We start from the raw sequence: 16,247 nt of genomic DNA on the forward strand, positions 1-16,247 counted from the left end.
AATAACGGGTGAAGAAAACACTTCACTTACATAAAAAGGCAGCATCCGTCTATTGACGCGGTGCTGCCTTTTTATAAAACTCTCTTTCACGCTGGAAATGTTTAATTGAACTTGCGGATTGCAGGAACACATAGAACAAGAGCGATACAGGCCATGCCAAGTCCGGAGAAAATGGCAATCGTAGCTACACCGCCTATAAGATCGGCGAGCCAGCCTACAAGGATGTAGCCGACGGGCAGCAAGGCGAAGGAGCCGAATAGATCAAGACTGGCTACACGTCCGAAGGCTTCTTGCGGAACGAGCTCCTGCAGGCTGATCTCCCAGATGAGGATAAAGACCATGAGGCCGAATCCCTCCAGGGCGAACAAGGCAATAGCTGCCGCAGGGCTAGTAACGAACGGCAGGATAAGCAACGCGAGGCCGCCTAGAAATGCTCCTCCGTAGGCGATGATGCCGCGGTGGTTCCATCTCTGCTTCATGCCGATGATCAGTCCGCCTAGAATGGCTCCGACACCGGAGAATGTACCGGCAAGCCCGTATACATATGGCTCCCAGCCATGATGAACTTTGAAAAGCCATGGCACAAGAATGCTGGTGACGCCGGCGTAACAAATATTGATGAAGCAGAAGGCGAGGATGGTGATCCATAACCAGGGGTTGCTGCGCAATACAGCAATGCCTTCTTTGAAATCCTCTTTCCAGTCGTTATGAGGAGAGGCTGCCGCAGCTGCGGCGGTTTCTAGTGCCTGAGGTGACGAGGCTGCAGACACTGCAGCCTGTGTTCTAGGCATCAGCGCTTTGCGCAAATAGACGAGACAGACCAGGGAGAACAGGTAAGTAAAAGCATCGAGCCCAAAACCAACCCCAGCCGAGAGATAGGTGATAAGCAGCCCTCCGAGTGAAGGGCCGATTAAACGAACCATCTGTATAGTCATTTGCGACAGTGAGTTGGCGGCAACCCGGATTTCCGGAGTGAATACCGAGGCCTGGACTGCAGCGTAGGCGGGACGGAACAGACCGTCAAACAGACCGTAAGCACCTACAAATATACAGAGAAGCGGAACGGTCAATAGACCGGTCAAAGCCAGCAGGGCTGTGATGATCATGACGGCAAAGCGGGCGATATCGGCAATCATCATAATCCTGACCCGGTCGTAGCGGTCTACAATATGCCCGGAAATCGGCAGCATGATCACATTGGGCAGCATATAAATTGCCATTACGAAGCCCATGGTTGTTGTTGATCCAGTCAGGGAGTAGACCATAACCGGGAGAATAACCATGGTCACCGAGCTGCCCAGGACGGAAATCAAATTTCCCAGCCATAAAAAAGGGAAAGTCCGTGATTTGGCAAAGGGTTCGGCAAATCGGCGCAGCGGATTGTTTTTGGTATGTTCGGGTGCAGCAGTAGGGATCATCTAGGGACCATCCTCCGGTTCTATAAGGGAATCTGTATGCAGGCGGCCGATAATGACATCGATACCGTATTCCTCTCCTTGGGTGACTTTCGATTCCCAGGCGGAAATGAACATCATCATCTCCTGCTGGAAAGCCTTCAGCTCAGCTGGGGACAAGGATAGTCTTGTAACGAAATGCTCCACTGTATCCTCTTTGCGGAATTGGAAGCCGCTGAAGTTCTCGGAGCGGAAGAAGGTAGCTTTGGAGCGGTAAAATTTCTGGATAATGCCTCCGGCTGTTTCCGTACGGACAAGCTCCAGCAGACCGCCATCGAACAGCTTGATGATATGGTAGTGGATATTGCCGGGTGTCTTGTGCAGCTTCTCGGCAACCTGCTTGGAGGTTAGCGGTTCATCTGCCAGCGCATGCATAATCTTGATTCGCAGCGCACTTTCCAGCAGCTTGTTCTGCTCTGGTGTAACCTGCAGAGGTTGGATAGAGTCTGCTTCCTGCTGCTGTTCCTGATCTTTGTCCCGGTCTTGACGAACCGGCAGTTGTTCCACGCAGTTCTCCGTTTCCGGTTGACTATGCCCGGTATTGTCTTCATTCATGTCTATTCCTCCTGCCCGTGCAATCTCAATTTCTCTGCAATCCATTCAATGCTCTTCATTCTGTATTTTAGATTGATCTGGAATCCAGATCAGTAAGACCAGTGAGGTTATTATAGGGTAGCCTTTGTTTTTTTGTCAAGGAATTCCAAGGCGTGGGTACGGAGTGGTGGCACGGAGCGGTGGAATGGTTTAAGATTGTTTTAAAATAACTGTAGTCATCATTGGTTTAACTTGCTGAGGAATTGTGGCAGGAAAGTATTGGAGAGGGGTGTGCAGGATGTTCCGAAGAGATTATATCGTCCGGATGATCGAGGATATGTCGGCAATGGTTGCCAAGGTGCTCACATTGAAGCAGGAGAAGAAGACCACAGAGGCATTATGGGAAGTGGATGAGCTGCTGAACCGGCATTTTCGCCTGAACTCCCGCCTTTTAAACTCATTGTCCGTAGAGGATATTATAGATATGTTTCGCCTGGGCGGCGTAATTGAGTCCGACAAGCTTCAAGGCGTGGCGCGGCTATTAAAAGAAGAAGGCGGCATCTACAGTGCCGGCGGCAATAAGGATGCTGCATTGTTCAGGTTTATACGGTCGCTGCATCTGTTTTTGTACGCCGATCAATACGGTGCTGATCGGGAGCTGCTGCAGATGACGAAGGAAATAGATGAACTTTTACAGGAAACCGAAGGTTATCTTCTTCCGGTGAAGACAGAACGGCTGCTCCTGCCCTATATGGAATCAATAGGACGTTACGGCAAGGCTGAGGACAGTCTGTACAGATTGTGGGAACAGGGAATAGATGTTGCAGCTGAGGGAAGAGAGCTGTACAGCCGGTTGTTGCTGCTGCTACCTGAAGCTTTGGAGCTTGGTGATCTTCCAATGGCAGAGGTTAGGCAAGGGCAGGAGGAGTGGAATAAACTTACTGCTGAAGCGGCAAAGGAGATGAAACCTTCTTGAATACCCTTCTATTTATTGTAGACGCCTTTGCGGACAAGGCGTTCACGGGAAACCCTGCGGCCGTCTGCCTGCTGGGAAATCCCGCAGATGAGGCCTTCATGGCCAAAACGGCTGCGGAAATGAATCTGTCCGAAACGGCCTTTCTGTGGCCGGAGCAGGACGGCTACCGTCTGCGCTGGTTTACGCCTGCGGTGGAGGTGAAGCTGTGCGGTCATGCCACTATGGCCAGTGCGCATGTCCTGTGGGAAACCGGTCGGCTGGGTTCTCACGAAGAAGCGAGGTTCCACACACGCAGCGGGGTGCTGCGGGCAACGAAATCAGAAGAGGTGATTTCACTCTATTTTCCTCCATATGAAATTACGGCTGCACCTCCGATAGCCGGGCTGGCGGCAGCGCTGGGGCTTGAGGAGGCACATGTGCTGGAAACCGTGCGGTATGCCGACAACGTGCTGGTGCGTCTGGATCATGAGACAAGGGTGTGCGGGCTCTGCCCGGATTTTGTCCAGGTGGCCAAGCTCCAGCCAAGGGCTGTCGCGGTTACCGCAGAATGCGCTGCGGATGGCATTGATTTTGTATCGCGTTTTTTTGCCCCGGGCATTGGTGTCAATGAAGATCCCGTTACCGGCTCGCTGCATACCGCTCTGGCTCCCTATTGGGCCGGCCGGTTAAACCGCACACAATTGACTGCATATCAGGCTTCAGCGCGTGGCGGGATGCTGCAGCTTGAAGTGAGTCAGGATCTCGTGACTTTATCGGGCCGGGCCGTGACCATGGTTAGCGGACAGTTTCATGTACCTGCCGGAGCAGTTGGCGAGCTACTATGATATCGTATAGCAGGACATGCTATAATGTAGTGATATTCAGGAGAGCCTGCTCTCCATTTTGATTGCGAAAGTGAGATGTACCCTGTGGAATCTTTGAGAACTCTGATTGATCAAGTGATAAATGGCCGTACCCTGATTACGGCAACCTTAAGCCAACTGCGCAGCAAAGGCGAAGTTGCATACAGCAAGGTGCAGATTAAACCTGTTGAGCTAAAAGGCAAGCTGCATTATCAGTTTGCCTATACCATCGGCCCCAAAGTGGAACACCGCAATATTCCGGCAGACACTGCTGCGGAAGAAATGATGTCACTCTTGAGAGCTACCTTCCGGCAAGCGCTGATCTGCACTGTGGAAGCTGATTACCAGGTGCTGATCAGTAAAAAATACAAGGTTTCTATTCTTACCAAATCGGCCAGCAAGCAGGAGGCGCCAGACTTGGCCCACAACCGCCGCAAACGTTATGTTCTGGACGAGGGAGAGCCAGTCCCGTTCCTGGTGGAGCTTGGAATTATGAACAGCGAAGGCAAGGTACTGGCCAAAAAATACGACAAGTTCCGCCAGATCAACCGCTTCCTGGAGATGGTTGAGGATGTGCTGGGTGATCTACCAACCGGCCGGCCGCTGACGATTGTTGATTTTGGCTGCGGCAAATCCTATTTGACGTTTGCGCTGTATCATTATTTGGCTGTCCGCGAGCGGCGGGAGCTGAATATTGTCGGACTTGACCTGAAAGCCGATGTCATCGAACATTGCGGAGCGCTGGCGTCGAGGCTGGGTTACGATAAACTGCGTTTCCTGGTCGGTGATATAGCCGATTACAACGAGCTGGACCAGGTGGACATGGTTGTGACGCTGCATGCCTGCGATACGGCAACGGATGCTGCACTGGAAAAAGCGGTACGCTGGGGCGCATCGGTTATTCTCTCGGTGCCTTGCTGCCAGCATGAGCTATTTGGGCAGGTGGAGAACGAGGTGCTCAGCCCGCTGCTCTCGCACGGAATTCTGAAGGAACGTTTCTCTGCACTCGCCACTGACGCCATCCGGGCGAAGCTGCTTGATTTGATGGGTTACCGCAGCCAGCTGCTGGAGTTCATCGACATGGAGCATACACCGAAGAACATCCTGATCCGGGCCGTGAAAAGCACAAGCGGCGACAATGCCGTCAAATGGCGCGAATACAGCGCATTCCGTGATTTCCTGGGTGCTAAGCCGTACCTTGAACGCGTCTGCGCCGACCTGCTGCCTGCGGAAGCTCTTGCGCAGGGATAAACCGGGCATTAAGAGCTGTATTCAGCTGAAGCCTGCCAATAGGCAAATCGGAAGAATGTGAGCTGTTGACCGAATGGCATATGTCTGAAATCAATACATTACGGTGATACCAAATGGTATCACCGTAATGCTTTCATTGCAGAATCTGCAATAGAATGAGCTGGAATTGCCCCGAAATGGCCATCTGTTGCACTTTCTACACTGGAATCCGGTAAATGTTGCGGATATGGCGAGATTCTGCTCTTCTGACTGCAGAAACTGCAATAGAATCTGATTTCGTTCGCCCAATTACAAATACTAATGTACGAAATACAATCACCAATGAATTTGGAGAATTTTTGCTGAACATACATCGCATATGTTCTGAAGGTCATTAACGGTATTAACATCATCACAGGATTAATGCCATTAACGTCATAACGGCATTAACGATATAACCGCGATAAATAAGCAGGACGGTGAGTCTCCATGTGGAGTCAGCCGTCCTGTTTTGTGTTTTCCTTTTGGTTCAGGACAAATCTGGAAAGACTAAAGAGAACTTGAATTCTACGGAGGAAGTTGAAATGCATAGTGGCATGGCTGAGCGGCGTTTGGTGGCGGCAATGGTATTTGTTGGTGCAGGTTTGGTGCTGGCTGCTGTTACGGCGGGTGTGTTGCTGCGCGGGTTATTCTTTGCAGGGGAAATGTATCCGTTTCTGATGGTATGGTATGTCATATGTGCTGTATTCCTGGGGTTATGGCTGGCTGCAGCAGGTCTGCGCGGACCTTCTGCCAGCCTGCTTAGCATTTACGGGAATAGCAGAGCCAATAGAAGTGCAGCAGCGCTGCTGTTGATCTGTCCGCTTGCCATCCTTGCGCTTTACGGTATTCACTGGCACCGCGGATCTTTATCAGCCCAGGGGAATCTGAATGAGCTGCTGCGCTGGGGCCTGTACGCCAGCTTTGCTTTTTGCGCTTATTATTGTGCAGGCCATCGTTGGGGAGCACGTTTTCTTAACGCAGTGTGGAGCTTGCTGGGCATGTTTATTAGTATAAGTGCCTTGTTAGCCGTCTGTGGAGGGCTGAATCTTCCTTTTGCGATAGCTTACAGCACATCACCGGAGGTCAGTGCTACAGGTGCCCGACTGGGGGGATTGCTAGAGTATCCTAATGCTTTCGGTACAGTAATGGCTGTTTTTTTGCTGGAGCGTCTGTTTGCGCTCGCTGTCTGCCGGGGTGCAGCGGAAACGGACAAGAAGCGCGGGAAAGTGCAAGGGCAGGATGACGGCATTGCCGTAAGGGGAGCGCCAGTGCTCCATAAGGAAGCCTATGCGGGCTTGGGAAATACGCAAGGGGAGCGGGAGACGCGGTGTGAATCAGAGGATGGGAGAATTAGTTCCAGTCGTGGCAGAGCCTACGGAGATGAGATGCGGGAGGAACAGCATGTATCGGAGGGTGCGAGAACAAGATGCTGGTTTGGTAGAAGCTATACAGAAGTGGAGCGGGAGGAGAGATGTGAAACTGAGGAGGGGAGAACCAGATCCAGTCGTGGCAGAGCCTACGGAGAAGTGGAGCAGGAGAAGTGGCGTGAAGAAGGTGAGCAGACGCTGGCGAGTACAGTAGCTTTTGCGGAGCAAGAACACGGTGAGCCTGCTGCAATAAGCAACGCGAAGCTGCTGCTGCGGATGCTGCCGCTGTTTCCGTACGCCGCCGCGCTGCTGCTCAGCGAGTCGCGCGGCGCTTGGCTTGCTGCGGCTTGCGCCAGCGCCGCCGTCCTGCTCTGGAAGCGGCGGCTCCTCGCGCCGCTGCTTACCGCCGGCGCCGCGCCTCTGGCTGCCGCGGCGCTGCTCTACCGCCAGCTGGCCCGTGCCGGGCTGGCGGTAGAGCCCTTACCCGGCCTGCTGCTGCTGGCCGGACTCTGGGCCGGCGCGCTGCTGGCCGGCCTGTGGCTGTACCGCCGCAGCAACAGCGCGGCGGGTGGGGGCCGCGCCGCCATGCTGGTGCTGGCGGCGGCAGGCTGGACGGCGGCGGGCACCGCCGTCCTTGTCCAGGTAAGCGAGCGGATCACCGGACCGTCTATGACGGTCGCCGCTCGCGGACTTTATTACCGCGATGCCTGGAAGCTCGCGGCGGAAGCGCCCTGGCTGGGGCGCGGGGGCGAGACTTGGCGGTACTCGTACCTCGCCGCCCAGTCCCGTCCCTATGTAGGCAGCCAGGTGCATAGCGGTTATCTCGACTTCCTGCTGAATCTGGGAATTGTCGGCCTGGCAGCAGTCCTGTTTCTGCTGCTGGCGGCAGGTTGGGTGGTAGGAGCAGCCGCTCCAAGGCTGCTCCCGTCACTGCTGGTCATCGCCTTGCATGGGGCGGTTGATTTTGACTGGAGTTATGGGCTTACTTGGCTGCTGCTGTTTCTGCTGCCGGCGCTCGCGTTTGCTGAGGTCCGGCAGGAGGCGGATAACTCGTCCGGCACTACTGCAGTCAAGGCCGCTCCAGGAATAGCTGTTATCCCTTCGGCAGACCGCATTCCGTCAAATGCCGCAGTCAATGAGCGTGTAACGGTATCCGAATCTGGAACAATGGCATCTTTCTCTGCGGTCACCACCGGACCGGATGCATTCATTCAGGCACTAGACTTTCTTCCTGCTGCTGCCCATGCCAACAGTCCCGGTACTAAGCGTTTTCCTCGCTTGTTGAGCAGAGCTCAGCGGCTCGGCTTGCGGCTTTGCCACTTCGTTTTGAAACGAAGGGTAAGGGCTGCTACTGCTGCGGTCTGCACCGGGTGCCTTTGCTTGGTGCTAAGTCTGCTATCCTTTCAGCTAATGAAGGGGGCCGAATTACATAGGGGGGCTGCCCGTGAACCGGACCCTGCAAGGAGAATTGCGCTGCTCCGGCAATCGCTGGAATGGAATCCCCGTGAGCCCCGGGCAGTTGTTAATCTATCAAGGCTGCTCCCGGACCGGGAGGCAAAGGATCTGCTGACCGGAAGCTTGGCCTACGCGCCAGAAGACGCTTCGGTGCAATGGGAGATAGCGGAGAGGTCGATGAACGGGAGTAATCCGGGAGAGGCACTGCACTGGATACGCAGAAGTTTGATGGCGGATGTCTATAATACCGCCAAAAGGGTAAAAGCGATTGATGGAATGCTGGACATGAGTCAGCGCAGGTTGACGGCGGGGGATAGGGCGGGAGGAACAGCGAGTGCGGCTGCGGGTCTCGATCTGCTGCATCAGTTCCGCCTGCAGGCGGACAGCGAGTGCCGCAAAGGACAACAGCACAATGACCGGCGGTTTGGATTCACAGCAGAAGCCGAAGCATTGGAGCTTCGGCTCAAAAAGGTGTTGGCTGCGGCACACAGCCCGGAAGCAGAAGAACGCCGCGTCAGCGTCCAGACGCCAACAGCAGCGTATTGATCAGCAGGTATCAGAAAAGTCCGTCTGCCGCTCCAAATTACTGCAAGCAGCTACACTATATGGAATGCAGCCGGCAGGCCTACTCTCATGCCTTCATCCGCTGAGAGGTGAACCAGGAGTAGACGTACGGGATGATGGTCGCGATCAGCAAGGCCGCGATAATCATACTGATGGACAGGATTTTTGGCATAAATGCGCCAAGTGCAATCAGCAGCCCGCCCAGCATCCACATGAACCCTGAGAAACGGTGAGTTTTCCGCCATACCTCCGGACTGGCCAGCGTCCATGGGGTGCGGATGCCGGTGAAATAGTTATCTTTAACTTGCGGCATGTAATTTCCAATAACAATGAACAGCAGGCCAACTGCTACCATAGTTAATTTGCTGACCGGAATATTTTGGTCAAGACTGCTGGCTACGGTTAGGACAAGTACAGTATCGGCGAGCACCGCGATAGCCAGGCGGATCATTTTATAAGCACCTTCGAATTTCCGGTAATTCTCTTTCTTGGGATCGATATTCCGTATGAACTGCATTCCAATGGGAAATGCCAGGCCCATGAATGCCAGCAGTGCAATCGCCGACCCTTTGCTCCCGTACCGGTTAACCTCTCCAGTAATGCCGAACTGGACAGGGAGCTGATCAGGCAGTTTGCCATAATTAATGAGCGCATAACCAAGAGAAAGAAGCCCCAAAATGACTATTAGTGTGTCCTGCCACTTCCATTTGAAATTTTTCATCTTTACTCAACCTCCGAGTTAGAATGGTTGTGTTGCCTTTTGCCGTCTTCTGCAGGTAAATGATCTGGTGCACTTCCTTTTCCCGTGCCGGTCAATTCCAGGAACCATCCAAGCACCTCTTCAAGCACAGTGGTATCCAGGGAATAAATAATGAACTGTCCCTTCCGTTCATCCTGCACCAGACCGGCATGCTTCAGTGCGCTGAGATGATGCGAAATGCTTGGTTTTGACATCTGAAAATAATCGGCGATTTCTCCGGCAGTGCGGTCTTTTTCCCGCAGCAGCCGGATGATCTGCCGCCGGGTAGGATCGGCAAGCGCTTTGAAGGATTCATTCATTTTCGATCCGACCTTTCGATATTTAAATAATTATCTAAATGTATAATTGCACTGATTTCATAAATTGTCAATCTGTTGAATGCCATAGATTCCATCTTCGTAAGTAGAAGTCGTAAGGCCGCATATGCTAGAATAGGCTAGAAGAAGCTGGATACATAGAGCGGAAGCGTTGTTCGTCTGAGCCTGAAGGGCGCTAAGCCTAATTCCGCAAATACGGGAGGAGGAGCTGCATTGCATTTTTTTTCTGATCTGGTCTCGCAGTTGTTTGAGTGGATTCAGAGTCTTGGGTATTTCGGGATTATGATCGGACTCATGATTGAAGTAATACCGAGTGAGATTGTGCTTGCTTTTGGCGGATACTTGGTTTCGCAAGGGCAGATTAACTTTTTTGGCGCAGTTCTTTTTGGAACGGTGGGTGGGGTCATTGCCCAGATCTTTGTGTATTGGATCGGCCGTTATGGCGGCAGACCTGTGCTGGAGAAATACGGGAAGTATATTTTTATCAAGAAGAAGCATATTGATCATTCCGAGGAATGGTTCAACAAGTACGGTACCGGTGTTATTTTTACGGCCCGCTTCATTCCGATTGTCCGCCATGCCATTTCCGTGCCGGCAGGGATATCACGTATGCCGTTAGGCAAATTCACTCTGCTGACCACTCTCGCAGTTATTCCATGGAGCGCACTGTTTGTCTACCTGGGCTACACTCTGGGTGACAAATGGGAGACGATTGACGAGGTTGCGGCCAAGTATACCCATGAGCTGATTCTCGTTGCAATAGCCATTATCGTTATATATTTTCTGTTCAAGTGGTACAAATCCAAGAAGAAAGGTAGTGCAGTATGAAGCAGAATGTAGCCCATAAATTTGGTCAAGGTCTTACTCCGCGCCAGTTCGTGGAAGCGATGACGAAGAATCAGCAGGCATTTGAGTCCTGGTATGAGAAGTTTGCCTGGGATAACGAAAGCGACCGGGAATACTTTGAGAGCCTGAACCATCGTGATGATTTGCGGGTGCTGATCTTGGCTGCCGATTGGTGCGGTGACGTAGTGCGTAATGTGCCGGTTGTATTCCGCATTCTTGAGACAGCGGGGATTAAGACTGAAGTGCTGATTCTGGAAGAGAATCAGGATGTCATGGATGATTTCCTGACGATGGGCGGCAGATCGGTGCCGATTGTCATCTTTGCTGATACTGGAGGTTATGTGCTCGGTCATTGGGGTCCACGTCCCGAGCATGTACAGTCTCTGATGGCTGCATTCAAACAGGAGAATCCCGACCGCGAAGCCGCGGATTACGAGAGCAAGATTGCCGAAGTACGCAAGGCGATGGGACAAGCCTACGGGGAAGGAACGGAATCGCACGCAGTTATCGCGGGAGAGCTGCGCAGCCTGATCTCCGGCTTTTAAATTATGCTTAATATACGTTCCTATAATCTAGGGCCGCTCCAGACCAATGCGTATTTATTGACCGGGGCAGATCCGGGGCGTGGCATCATCATCGATCCCGGTATGAACCCCGCCGGTCTTGTGCGGGCTATAGAAGGCATGGAGATTGAAGCGATTTTGCTGACACATGCCCATTTTGATCATATCGGCGGCGTAGATGAAATACGCAAAGCCAAGAAATGTCCTGTCTATGTTCATCCTCTGGAGAGTGAATGGCTGAGCAGTCCCAAGCTGAACGGCTCACTGATGTGGCCGGAAGCCTCGCCTCCGATTAGTACAGATCCTGCAGAGTATGATCTGGAAGAAGGACAGATTCTGCAGCTGCTGGGCCTCACCTTCCGGGTGATGCATACCCCCGGGCATTCTCCGGGAAGTGTAAGCTTCCTGTGTGGAAATGATCTGTTCTCCGGGGATGTGCTGTTTAAGCTGGGGGTCGGACGTACCGATCTGCCCGGCGGCAGAGAGCGGGATTTAATTGACTCCATCCGCGGGAAGCTGTACCGGCTGGATGAAGAAGTGAAGGTGTATCCGGGACATGGTCCGCGGACAACCATCGGCTTTGAACGTCTCCGCAATCCTTACGTTCCCATGCAGTGACCTTATTCTCTTGGATGCGACATGAACCGGGAAAATAGAGATGGACATAAAGATACAAAGTTGCTACAATAATGTTAATTAAATGTAACATTTACCTCGCGAAGCACGCAGACTGTGGAATAATCCCGGTTTGCGTTCTTTTTTTTGTCTACATAATAGGTTGAATTGCATGGGAGGAAGCGGCTTGAAGAACGATATACATTACCAGATGGACGATGGAAAGCCAGATACAGCAAGTGAAATCTTCGCAGTCGGTAAAGGGGAAGAAACGGAGCTTTCTGCTCTCGGCAGAACTCCAGACGGTTTGGAGCGGACTTTATTCTGGCATTTCCCTGGAGGGAAAGGTGCAGTTCAGCCTTGGCGGCGGAGACTTTGGGAGCTGCAAAATAATTTGGATCACGAATGAACGAATTGATATAGCTATTCGTATTACGGTGTGAATGAAGGAAGCATGGAGGGATCAATGAGCGACGTGATGCTGGAGAGAATCAAGCTGGCACAGCAGGGCGATGCTTCGGCGCTTGCGTTACTGCTGCGGGAGCATTACAGCTTTTTGTACAAATACCTAATCAAGGTCACCATGGACCCATTGCTCGCCGAGGAGCTTGCCCAGGATACTATGGTCAGATGCATGGAGAAGATTAGAAGCTACGATGGTTCCTCTTCTTTTTCTTCATGGTTGATCACGATCGCTACCCGTCTATATATCGACCGGAAGCGGAGATGGAAACGTGAAGCGGAGTGGCGGCGCCAGGAGCAGGGCGTGTTGTCCATCCGCTGGCGGTTTGAGAGCCGGAATATAGAATGGAGCGAGCTGCTTGATGCGCTTTCCCGGATTCCCTCACCTCAGCGGATAGCGGTACTGTTGAAGCATTATTACGGTTACAGCTATGAAGAAATCGGTGTGATTCTGCAAGTCCCATCGGGCACAGTCAAATCACGTGTGTCTGCCGGCCTTAACCACCTGCGAAAGGAGCTGAATGAGGATGAAACCTGATGATGAAGAACTGCTGGTCCAGTTGAACGCAGAATTGAATATTTTGGATGCGCAATTTGATGACATTTCGCCGCCATCCTTGTTGGTTATGGAAGAACTCATTGCCGCCGAGACCCTCCGCAGGCGCCGTAAGAGCCGCAATGAGCTGCTGCTGTTTTTGTGCCTGGCTCTGATTGTGCTCAGTATCATTCTGAGTGCATTGGGATCAGCCCCTGTATTTTATTGGGTACTGCAGGCGGTATTCCCCCTCGCGGCACTTGGCAGTCTGGGGGTTTCGCGGATCAGACTGCGGCGGGAGGATACGGAAGAGTGAGTGAACTGAAGGATGTGCCTTTATGGTTGTGGATTTGCTTAGCTGCCGTGTTGATGCTGCAGGGGACATGGATATTCCGGGATGCGCAGAAGAGAGGCGAAGGTGGCATGGCATGGTTCTGGGGAGTCTGGGGTCTTACCGGAATACCCACGCCGGCAGTTTGCTACCTGTTGTTTGTGATTCTGCCAGATAGACGAAGAAGAAAGCGGGATTAATCAATACAGGGTGTCAGGAATGTTCCTTCTGTATGCGATGAATAGAACGGGGGATGCTGGGATGGACAAAGTGAATTGGGGTTTGGTTTGGCCGTTGCTTGCACTTCAGATCTTGCTGGCCATTGTCGGATTGATATCTTTGGCCAGAGCGGAGAAAGTGCGGGGTCCGAAATGGATGTGGATTATTATAATAGTGTTTGGCAATCTGTTGGGCAGTATCGCTTATTTTACAGCAGGAAGGAATGAGAACTGATGCCGCTGCTTAAGGTTGCCGATCTGCATAAACGGTATGGCAGACATATCTCTGTAGATGGTATAAGCTTTGAGATCGAATCCGGGCGCTGTGTCGCCTTGCTGGGACCAAACGGAGCAGGCAAGACCACAACGCTGCGCATGCTTGCGGGCCTGCTACCGCCTACGTCGGGGGAGATATCCTTTGCCGGCAATCGTCCGGGAGCAGATTACCGCAAAGCACTGGGGTATTTGCCGCAATCCCCGGCTTTTTACAACTGGATGAGCGGACAGGAATATGTTGTCTTTGCCGCGAAGCTGAGCGGCATGCGCTCCAGAGAAGCAGCCGAGAGGTCGGCCGCCGCACTGAAGCGGGTAGGTCTCAGCGAGTCGGCGCGCCGCCGGATTTCCGGGTATTCAGGCGGAATGAAGCAGCGGCTCGGTCTTGCGCAGGCACTGGTGCACCGCCCACGGCTGCTGCTGCTTGACGAGCCGGTCTCGGCGCTTGATCCGATTGGACGGCGGGAAGTGATGGAACTACTGCGGGAGATCCGTGAAGAGACGACGGTCATCTTTTCTACACATGTGCTGCATGATGCCGAAGAGATATGCGATGATATCATATTAATGAACCGTGGTGTGATAGCCGAGCAGGGGACATTATCCTATCTCCGTTCACAGTACAGTCTTCCTATTATCAGACTATATACAGAGAAAGAGGATAAGGCATTCCGGTGGCTGGAGGGCCTTGTGCATAAACCTTTTATTGTTCAGTCGCAGATTACTGCAGGTAAAGCCATTTTTAATGTGAGCGATGTAGAACTGGCACGGCGGGAGATTCTGCAGGAAGCTGGCAAACTGGATATTCCGCTGCTGCAATTCGAAGCAGGCTCTTCCACGCTGGAAGACCTGTTCATGAAAGTGGTGGGCTCATGAGAAGTTTCTGGACTTTATACTCGAAAGAAATGCTCGAGACGCTGCGAAGCTACAAACTAATCTGGATACCGATTGTATTTATCATCTTGGGCATTATGCAGCCGCTTGTGACCTATTACATGCGCGATATTCTGGAAGCTTCCGCAAATGTGCCGGCGGGGATGCTGGAGAGCTTTGAAATGCCGGAGGCAGCTGCGGTAATGGCGCAAGCGCTTGGCCAATATGGAACGATTGGCATACTGGTTCTGGCGCTTGGGACCATGAATGCACTGGCGGGAGAACGGAGCAGCGGAACGGCTGAGCTGCTGATGGCCAAGCCGGTTACTCCGATGGTCATTATCATCGCCAAATGGACTGCGCAGCTGACCCTGCTTGTGACTGCGCTTGGACTGGGCGCGGCGGGGGCAGGGTATTACACGGAAGCACTGATGGGTCCGCTTGCCTGGGGTGAGGTTGCAGCCGCAACCGGAATCTATGGGCTATGGCTGCTCTGCGGCGTCTCACTGACACTGTTGTTCAGCTCCTTCCTTCGTGGACCTGCCGCTGTGTTTCTTGCCCTGGCGCTCGTGGCAGGGGTATCGCTTGCCTATAGTCTGCTGCCAACCCAGCTTGCTTGGACGATGGCTGCGCTGCCTGGATTGTCTGCCGGAGTCCTTATAGACAGCGGCACAGCTGGAGTAGGCCCTTTTCTCTCAGCAGCCGTGCTGATTGCGCTGTGCATTGCCGGGTCTGCTCTGTTAACGTCCAGGAATAAACTCCCAGTTTGACGGAAAAATAAGAAAAATGTTGCTTTTTCTCGACATTTCTGAAAATTTCAAGGAAAATTTCATTGAACTCTCCTCCTGCTGCTGGACAGCTCTATCTTTTTTTAGTAGACTGTTGAAACAAGTAGAACCATGATAGATTTTGGCTCAGGAGGTAGGACGATGCTGCGTTTAGGAGAGAAAATTGTCATTGTTGCAGACGCTTTTGAGCAGAGTCTTCCTATTGGAGACTACGGCTACCTGATTGCTTACGACCGCAATCCTGACAATGCGTTTGATTATGTCATTCGTGTCCCTCAGGCAAACAGGAATTTTTATGTTACGGCAGAGGATATTGAGGCGGAAGAACAATTGCTGGTGGTAGAGGCTGAGAGAGCAACGCATGAAGCATTGATCGACTATGCTTTGTCGACATACAATGAGAAGCTGTTTCATCATTTGATGAACGGCGAAGACATGGAAGCAGAAGAGGCGGAAACGACGTCTACGGAAAGTATGTCCCAGGCGGAATTCATCAAACAGGTGAATCTTCGCGCTTGGATTTAGGTAAGGCCGGCGCAAGCCGGCTTTTTTGAAATAGAAGAATTTATATGTTCCACGCCATAAATGATCCTTCTATTATTCGCAGAAGCGGCTGCCAGTCCTAAGAGGACTGCAAGTCCGTTTCTTCTTAAAATGTAAGAATCTATAGGGTGCACGTAATGCTTTATCCTTATATTTCTGCAGAAACGGCTGCCGTCCCTATTAGGACGCCATAGCCGTTTTTTCTTGTTTCATGTACCCACAACCTGTAGCGCCACTAGCTGTTGTTCGAATTGCAGCTTTATGAACATGACAAGCTCATTGAATTGTCCAGGCTTCTACAATATAATTAAAAACGTTATCCGGGCGCTTTAGCCCTTTAAACAGGAGGGATATTTCTTATGAGCATTACCGTCAAAGATGTGCAGCATGTGGCCAAGCTGGCCCGCCTGCAGTTAAGCCCGGAAGAAGAGGCTACTTTTACTGAACAAATGAATGCTATTTTACAATATGCGGAGAAATTGAACGAACTTGACACGGAGCATGTGAAGCCGACAACGCATGTGCTGCAGGTCAGCAATGTGATGCGGGACGATGTCGTAAAGGAGAGCCTTTCCCAAGAAGAAGCTCTGCTTAACGCACCTGAACATGAAGACGGACATTTCAAAGTACCGGCAGTTCTGGAATAACGACAATAGAGA

20 protein-coding genes are annotated in these 16,247 nt (G+C 52.1%); 16 read left to right on the forward strand and 4 right to left on the reverse strand.

The window, feature by feature from the left end; all coding sequences use genetic code 11:
- Positions 1-101: 101 nt before the first annotated feature.
- On the reverse strand, positions 102-1,418 hold the full coding sequence (locus NYE29_RS14485) for an MFS transporter (RefSeq protein ID WP_076113338.1): 1,317 nt from the start codon (positions 1,416-1,418) through the stop codon (positions 102-104).
- Positions 1,419-2,009 (reverse strand): winged helix-turn-helix domain-containing protein, encoded by a 591-nt coding sequence (locus tag NYE29_RS14490; protein WP_076113339.1) that lies wholly within the window; start codon positions 2,007-2,009, stop codon positions 1,419-1,421.
- A gap of 277 nt (positions 2,010-2,286) precedes the next feature.
- Between NYE29_RS14490 and NYE29_RS14495 the strand changes: the two genes are divergently transcribed.
- The 4 genes from NYE29_RS14495 (at position 2,287) to NYE29_RS14510 (ending at position 8,446) form a co-directional block, all read left to right on the forward strand.
- Positions 2,287-2,964 (forward strand): DUF6483 family protein, encoded by a 678-nt coding sequence (locus NYE29_RS14495; RefSeq protein ID WP_076113340.1) that lies wholly within the window; start codon positions 2,287-2,289, stop codon positions 2,962-2,964.
- Entirely contained in the window at positions 2,961-3,788 is an 828-nt protein-coding gene (locus NYE29_RS14500; RefSeq protein ID WP_076113341.1) for a PhzF family phenazine biosynthesis protein, read from the forward strand. Before NYE29_RS14495 ends, NYE29_RS14500 begins: the two co-directional genes overlap by 4 nt.
- Before the next feature lie 75 nt (positions 3,789-3,863).
- Positions 3,864-5,057 carry a class I SAM-dependent methyltransferase gene (locus tag NYE29_RS14505; RefSeq protein WP_076113342.1) on the forward strand — a complete coding sequence of 398 codons (1,194 nt, stop codon included), beginning with the start codon at positions 3,864-3,866 and terminating at the stop codon, positions 5,055-5,057.
- Between the two features lie 563 nt (positions 5,058-5,620).
- Positions 5,621-8,446: an O-antigen ligase family protein gene (locus NYE29_RS14510; RefSeq protein ID WP_076113343.1), complete on the forward strand. Its 2,826-nt coding sequence runs from the start codon at positions 5,621-5,623 to the stop codon at positions 8,444-8,446.
- A gap of 85 nt (positions 8,447-8,531) precedes the next feature.
- On the opposite strand, the gene NYE29_RS14515 is transcribed toward NYE29_RS14510, so the two are convergent.
- A complete protein-coding gene (locus tag NYE29_RS14515) occupies positions 8,532-9,185 on the reverse strand; it encodes an SdpI family protein (protein WP_076113344.1) in 654 nt (217 codons plus the stop codon).
- Between the two features lie 2 nt (positions 9,186-9,187).
- A complete protein-coding gene (locus tag NYE29_RS14520) occupies positions 9,188-9,523 on the reverse strand; it encodes an autorepressor SdpR family transcription factor (protein ID WP_076113345.1) in 336 nt (111 codons plus the stop codon).
- Positions 9,524-9,754: 231 nt separating this feature from the next.
- Between NYE29_RS14520 and NYE29_RS14525 the strand changes: the two genes are divergently transcribed.
- The 12 genes from NYE29_RS14525 (at position 9,755) to gatC (ending at position 16,235) form a co-directional block, all read left to right on the forward strand.
- On the forward strand, positions 9,755-10,369 hold the full coding sequence (locus NYE29_RS14525; RefSeq protein WP_076113346.1) for a DedA family protein: 615 nt from the start codon (positions 9,755-9,757) through the stop codon (positions 10,367-10,369).
- A complete protein-coding gene (locus NYE29_RS14530; protein ID WP_076113347.1) occupies positions 10,366-10,932 on the forward strand; it encodes a thioredoxin family protein in 567 nt (188 codons plus the stop codon). The genes NYE29_RS14525 and NYE29_RS14530 overlap by 4 nt, the downstream gene beginning before the upstream one ends.
- Positions 10,933-11,568 carry an MBL fold metallo-hydrolase gene (locus NYE29_RS14535; protein ID WP_340899719.1) on the forward strand — a complete coding sequence of 212 codons (636 nt, stop codon included), beginning with the start codon at positions 10,933-10,935 and terminating at the stop codon, positions 11,566-11,568.
- 184 nt (positions 11,569-11,752) lie between these two features.
- On the forward strand, positions 11,753-11,974 hold the full coding sequence (locus tag NYE29_RS14540; protein ID WP_076113348.1) for a hypothetical protein: 222 nt from the start codon (positions 11,753-11,755) through the stop codon (positions 11,972-11,974).
- A 57-nt stretch (positions 11,975-12,031) separates the two neighbouring features.
- Positions 12,032-12,565 (forward strand): RNA polymerase sigma factor SigY, encoded by a 534-nt coding sequence (gene sigY / locus NYE29_RS14545; RefSeq protein WP_340896509.1) that lies wholly within the window; start codon positions 12,032-12,034, stop codon positions 12,563-12,565.
- Complete coding sequence (locus tag NYE29_RS14550) at positions 12,555-12,878, forward strand: YxlC family protein (protein ID WP_076113350.1); 324 nt, start codon at positions 12,555-12,557, stop codon at positions 12,876-12,878. The genes sigY and NYE29_RS14550 overlap by 11 nt, the downstream gene beginning before the upstream one ends.
- Positions 12,875-13,093, forward strand: a complete 219-nt coding sequence (locus NYE29_RS14555; RefSeq protein ID WP_076113351.1) for a hypothetical protein — start codon at positions 12,875-12,877, stop codon at positions 13,091-13,093. The genes NYE29_RS14550 and NYE29_RS14555 overlap by 4 nt, the downstream gene beginning before the upstream one ends.
- 61 nt (positions 13,094-13,154) lie before the next feature.
- Positions 13,155-13,346, forward strand: coding sequence for a PLD nuclease N-terminal domain-containing protein (locus tag NYE29_RS14560; protein ID WP_038596544.1), 192 nt, complete (start codon positions 13,155-13,157; stop codon positions 13,344-13,346).
- On the forward strand, positions 13,346-14,260 hold the full coding sequence (locus NYE29_RS14565) for an ABC transporter ATP-binding protein (protein ID WP_076113352.1): 915 nt from the start codon (positions 13,346-13,348) through the stop codon (positions 14,258-14,260). The genes NYE29_RS14560 and NYE29_RS14565 overlap by 1 nt, the downstream gene beginning before the upstream one ends.
- The gene (locus NYE29_RS14570) at positions 14,257-15,027 is read left to right on the forward strand and encodes an ABC transporter permease subunit (RefSeq protein ID WP_076113353.1); all 771 of its coding nucleotides are present in this window, start codon (positions 14,257-14,259) and stop codon (positions 15,025-15,027) included. Before NYE29_RS14565 ends, NYE29_RS14570 begins: the two co-directional genes overlap by 4 nt.
- A gap of 159 nt (positions 15,028-15,186) precedes the next feature.
- Positions 15,187-15,570 (forward strand): hypothetical protein, encoded by a 384-nt coding sequence (locus NYE29_RS14575; protein WP_038596538.1) that lies wholly within the window; start codon positions 15,187-15,189, stop codon positions 15,568-15,570.
- Between the two features lie 377 nt (positions 15,571-15,947).
- Complete coding sequence (gatC, locus tag NYE29_RS14580) at positions 15,948-16,235, forward strand: Asp-tRNA(Asn)/Glu-tRNA(Gln) amidotransferase subunit GatC (RefSeq protein ID WP_038596536.1); 288 nt, start codon at positions 15,948-15,950, stop codon at positions 16,233-16,235.
- Positions 16,236-16,247: the final 12 nt, after the last annotated feature.

The organism is Paenibacillus sp. FSL M7-1046 (genome assembly GCF_038007405.1).
In the GTDB taxonomy this organism is placed as follows: domain Bacteria; phylum Bacillota; class Bacilli; order Paenibacillales; family Paenibacillaceae; genus Paenibacillus_AQ.

Coding starts and splice junctions, on each gene's coding strand:
- NYE29_RS14485 (WP_076113338.1), bottom strand. CDS start 1,418: ATGATCCCTACTGCTGCACCCGAACATACCAAAAACAATCCGCTGCGC.
- NYE29_RS14490 (WP_076113339.1), bottom strand. CDS start 2,009: ATGAATGAAGACAATACCGGGCATAGTCAACCGGAAACGGAGAACTGC.
- NYE29_RS14495 (WP_076113340.1), top strand. CDS start 2,287: ATGTTCCGAAGAGATTATATCGTCCGGATGATCGAGGATATGTCGGCA.
- NYE29_RS14505 (WP_076113342.1), top strand. CDS start 3,864: ATGTACCCTGTGGAATCTTTGAGAACTCTGATTGATCAAGTGATAAAT.
- NYE29_RS14510 (WP_076113343.1), top strand. CDS start 5,621: ATGCATAGTGGCATGGCTGAGCGGCGTTTGGTGGCGGCAATGGTATTT.
- NYE29_RS14515 (WP_076113344.1), bottom strand. CDS start 9,185: ATGAAAAATTTCAAATGGAAGTGGCAGGACACACTAATAGTCATTTTG.
- NYE29_RS14520 (WP_076113345.1), bottom strand. CDS start 9,523: ATGAATGAATCCTTCAAAGCGCTTGCCGATCCTACCCGGCGGCAGATC.
- NYE29_RS14530 (WP_076113347.1), top strand. CDS start 10,366: ATGAAGCAGAATGTAGCCCATAAATTTGGTCAAGGTCTTACTCCGCGC.
- sigY (WP_340896509.1), top strand. CDS start 12,032: ATGAGCGACGTGATGCTGGAGAGAATCAAGCTGGCACAGCAGGGCGAT.
- NYE29_RS14550 (WP_076113350.1), top strand. CDS start 12,555: ATGAAACCTGATGATGAAGAACTGCTGGTCCAGTTGAACGCAGAATTG.
- NYE29_RS14560 (WP_038596544.1), top strand. CDS start 13,155: ATGGACAAAGTGAATTGGGGTTTGGTTTGGCCGTTGCTTGCACTTCAG.
- NYE29_RS14565 (WP_076113352.1), top strand. CDS start 13,346: ATGCCGCTGCTTAAGGTTGCCGATCTGCATAAACGGTATGGCAGACAT.
- NYE29_RS14570 (WP_076113353.1), top strand. CDS start 14,257: ATGAGAAGTTTCTGGACTTTATACTCGAAAGAAATGCTCGAGACGCTG.
- NYE29_RS14575 (WP_038596538.1), top strand. CDS start 15,187: ATGCTGCGTTTAGGAGAGAAAATTGTCATTGTTGCAGACGCTTTTGAG.
- gatC (WP_038596536.1), top strand. CDS start 15,948: ATGAGCATTACCGTCAAAGATGTGCAGCATGTGGCCAAGCTGGCCCGC.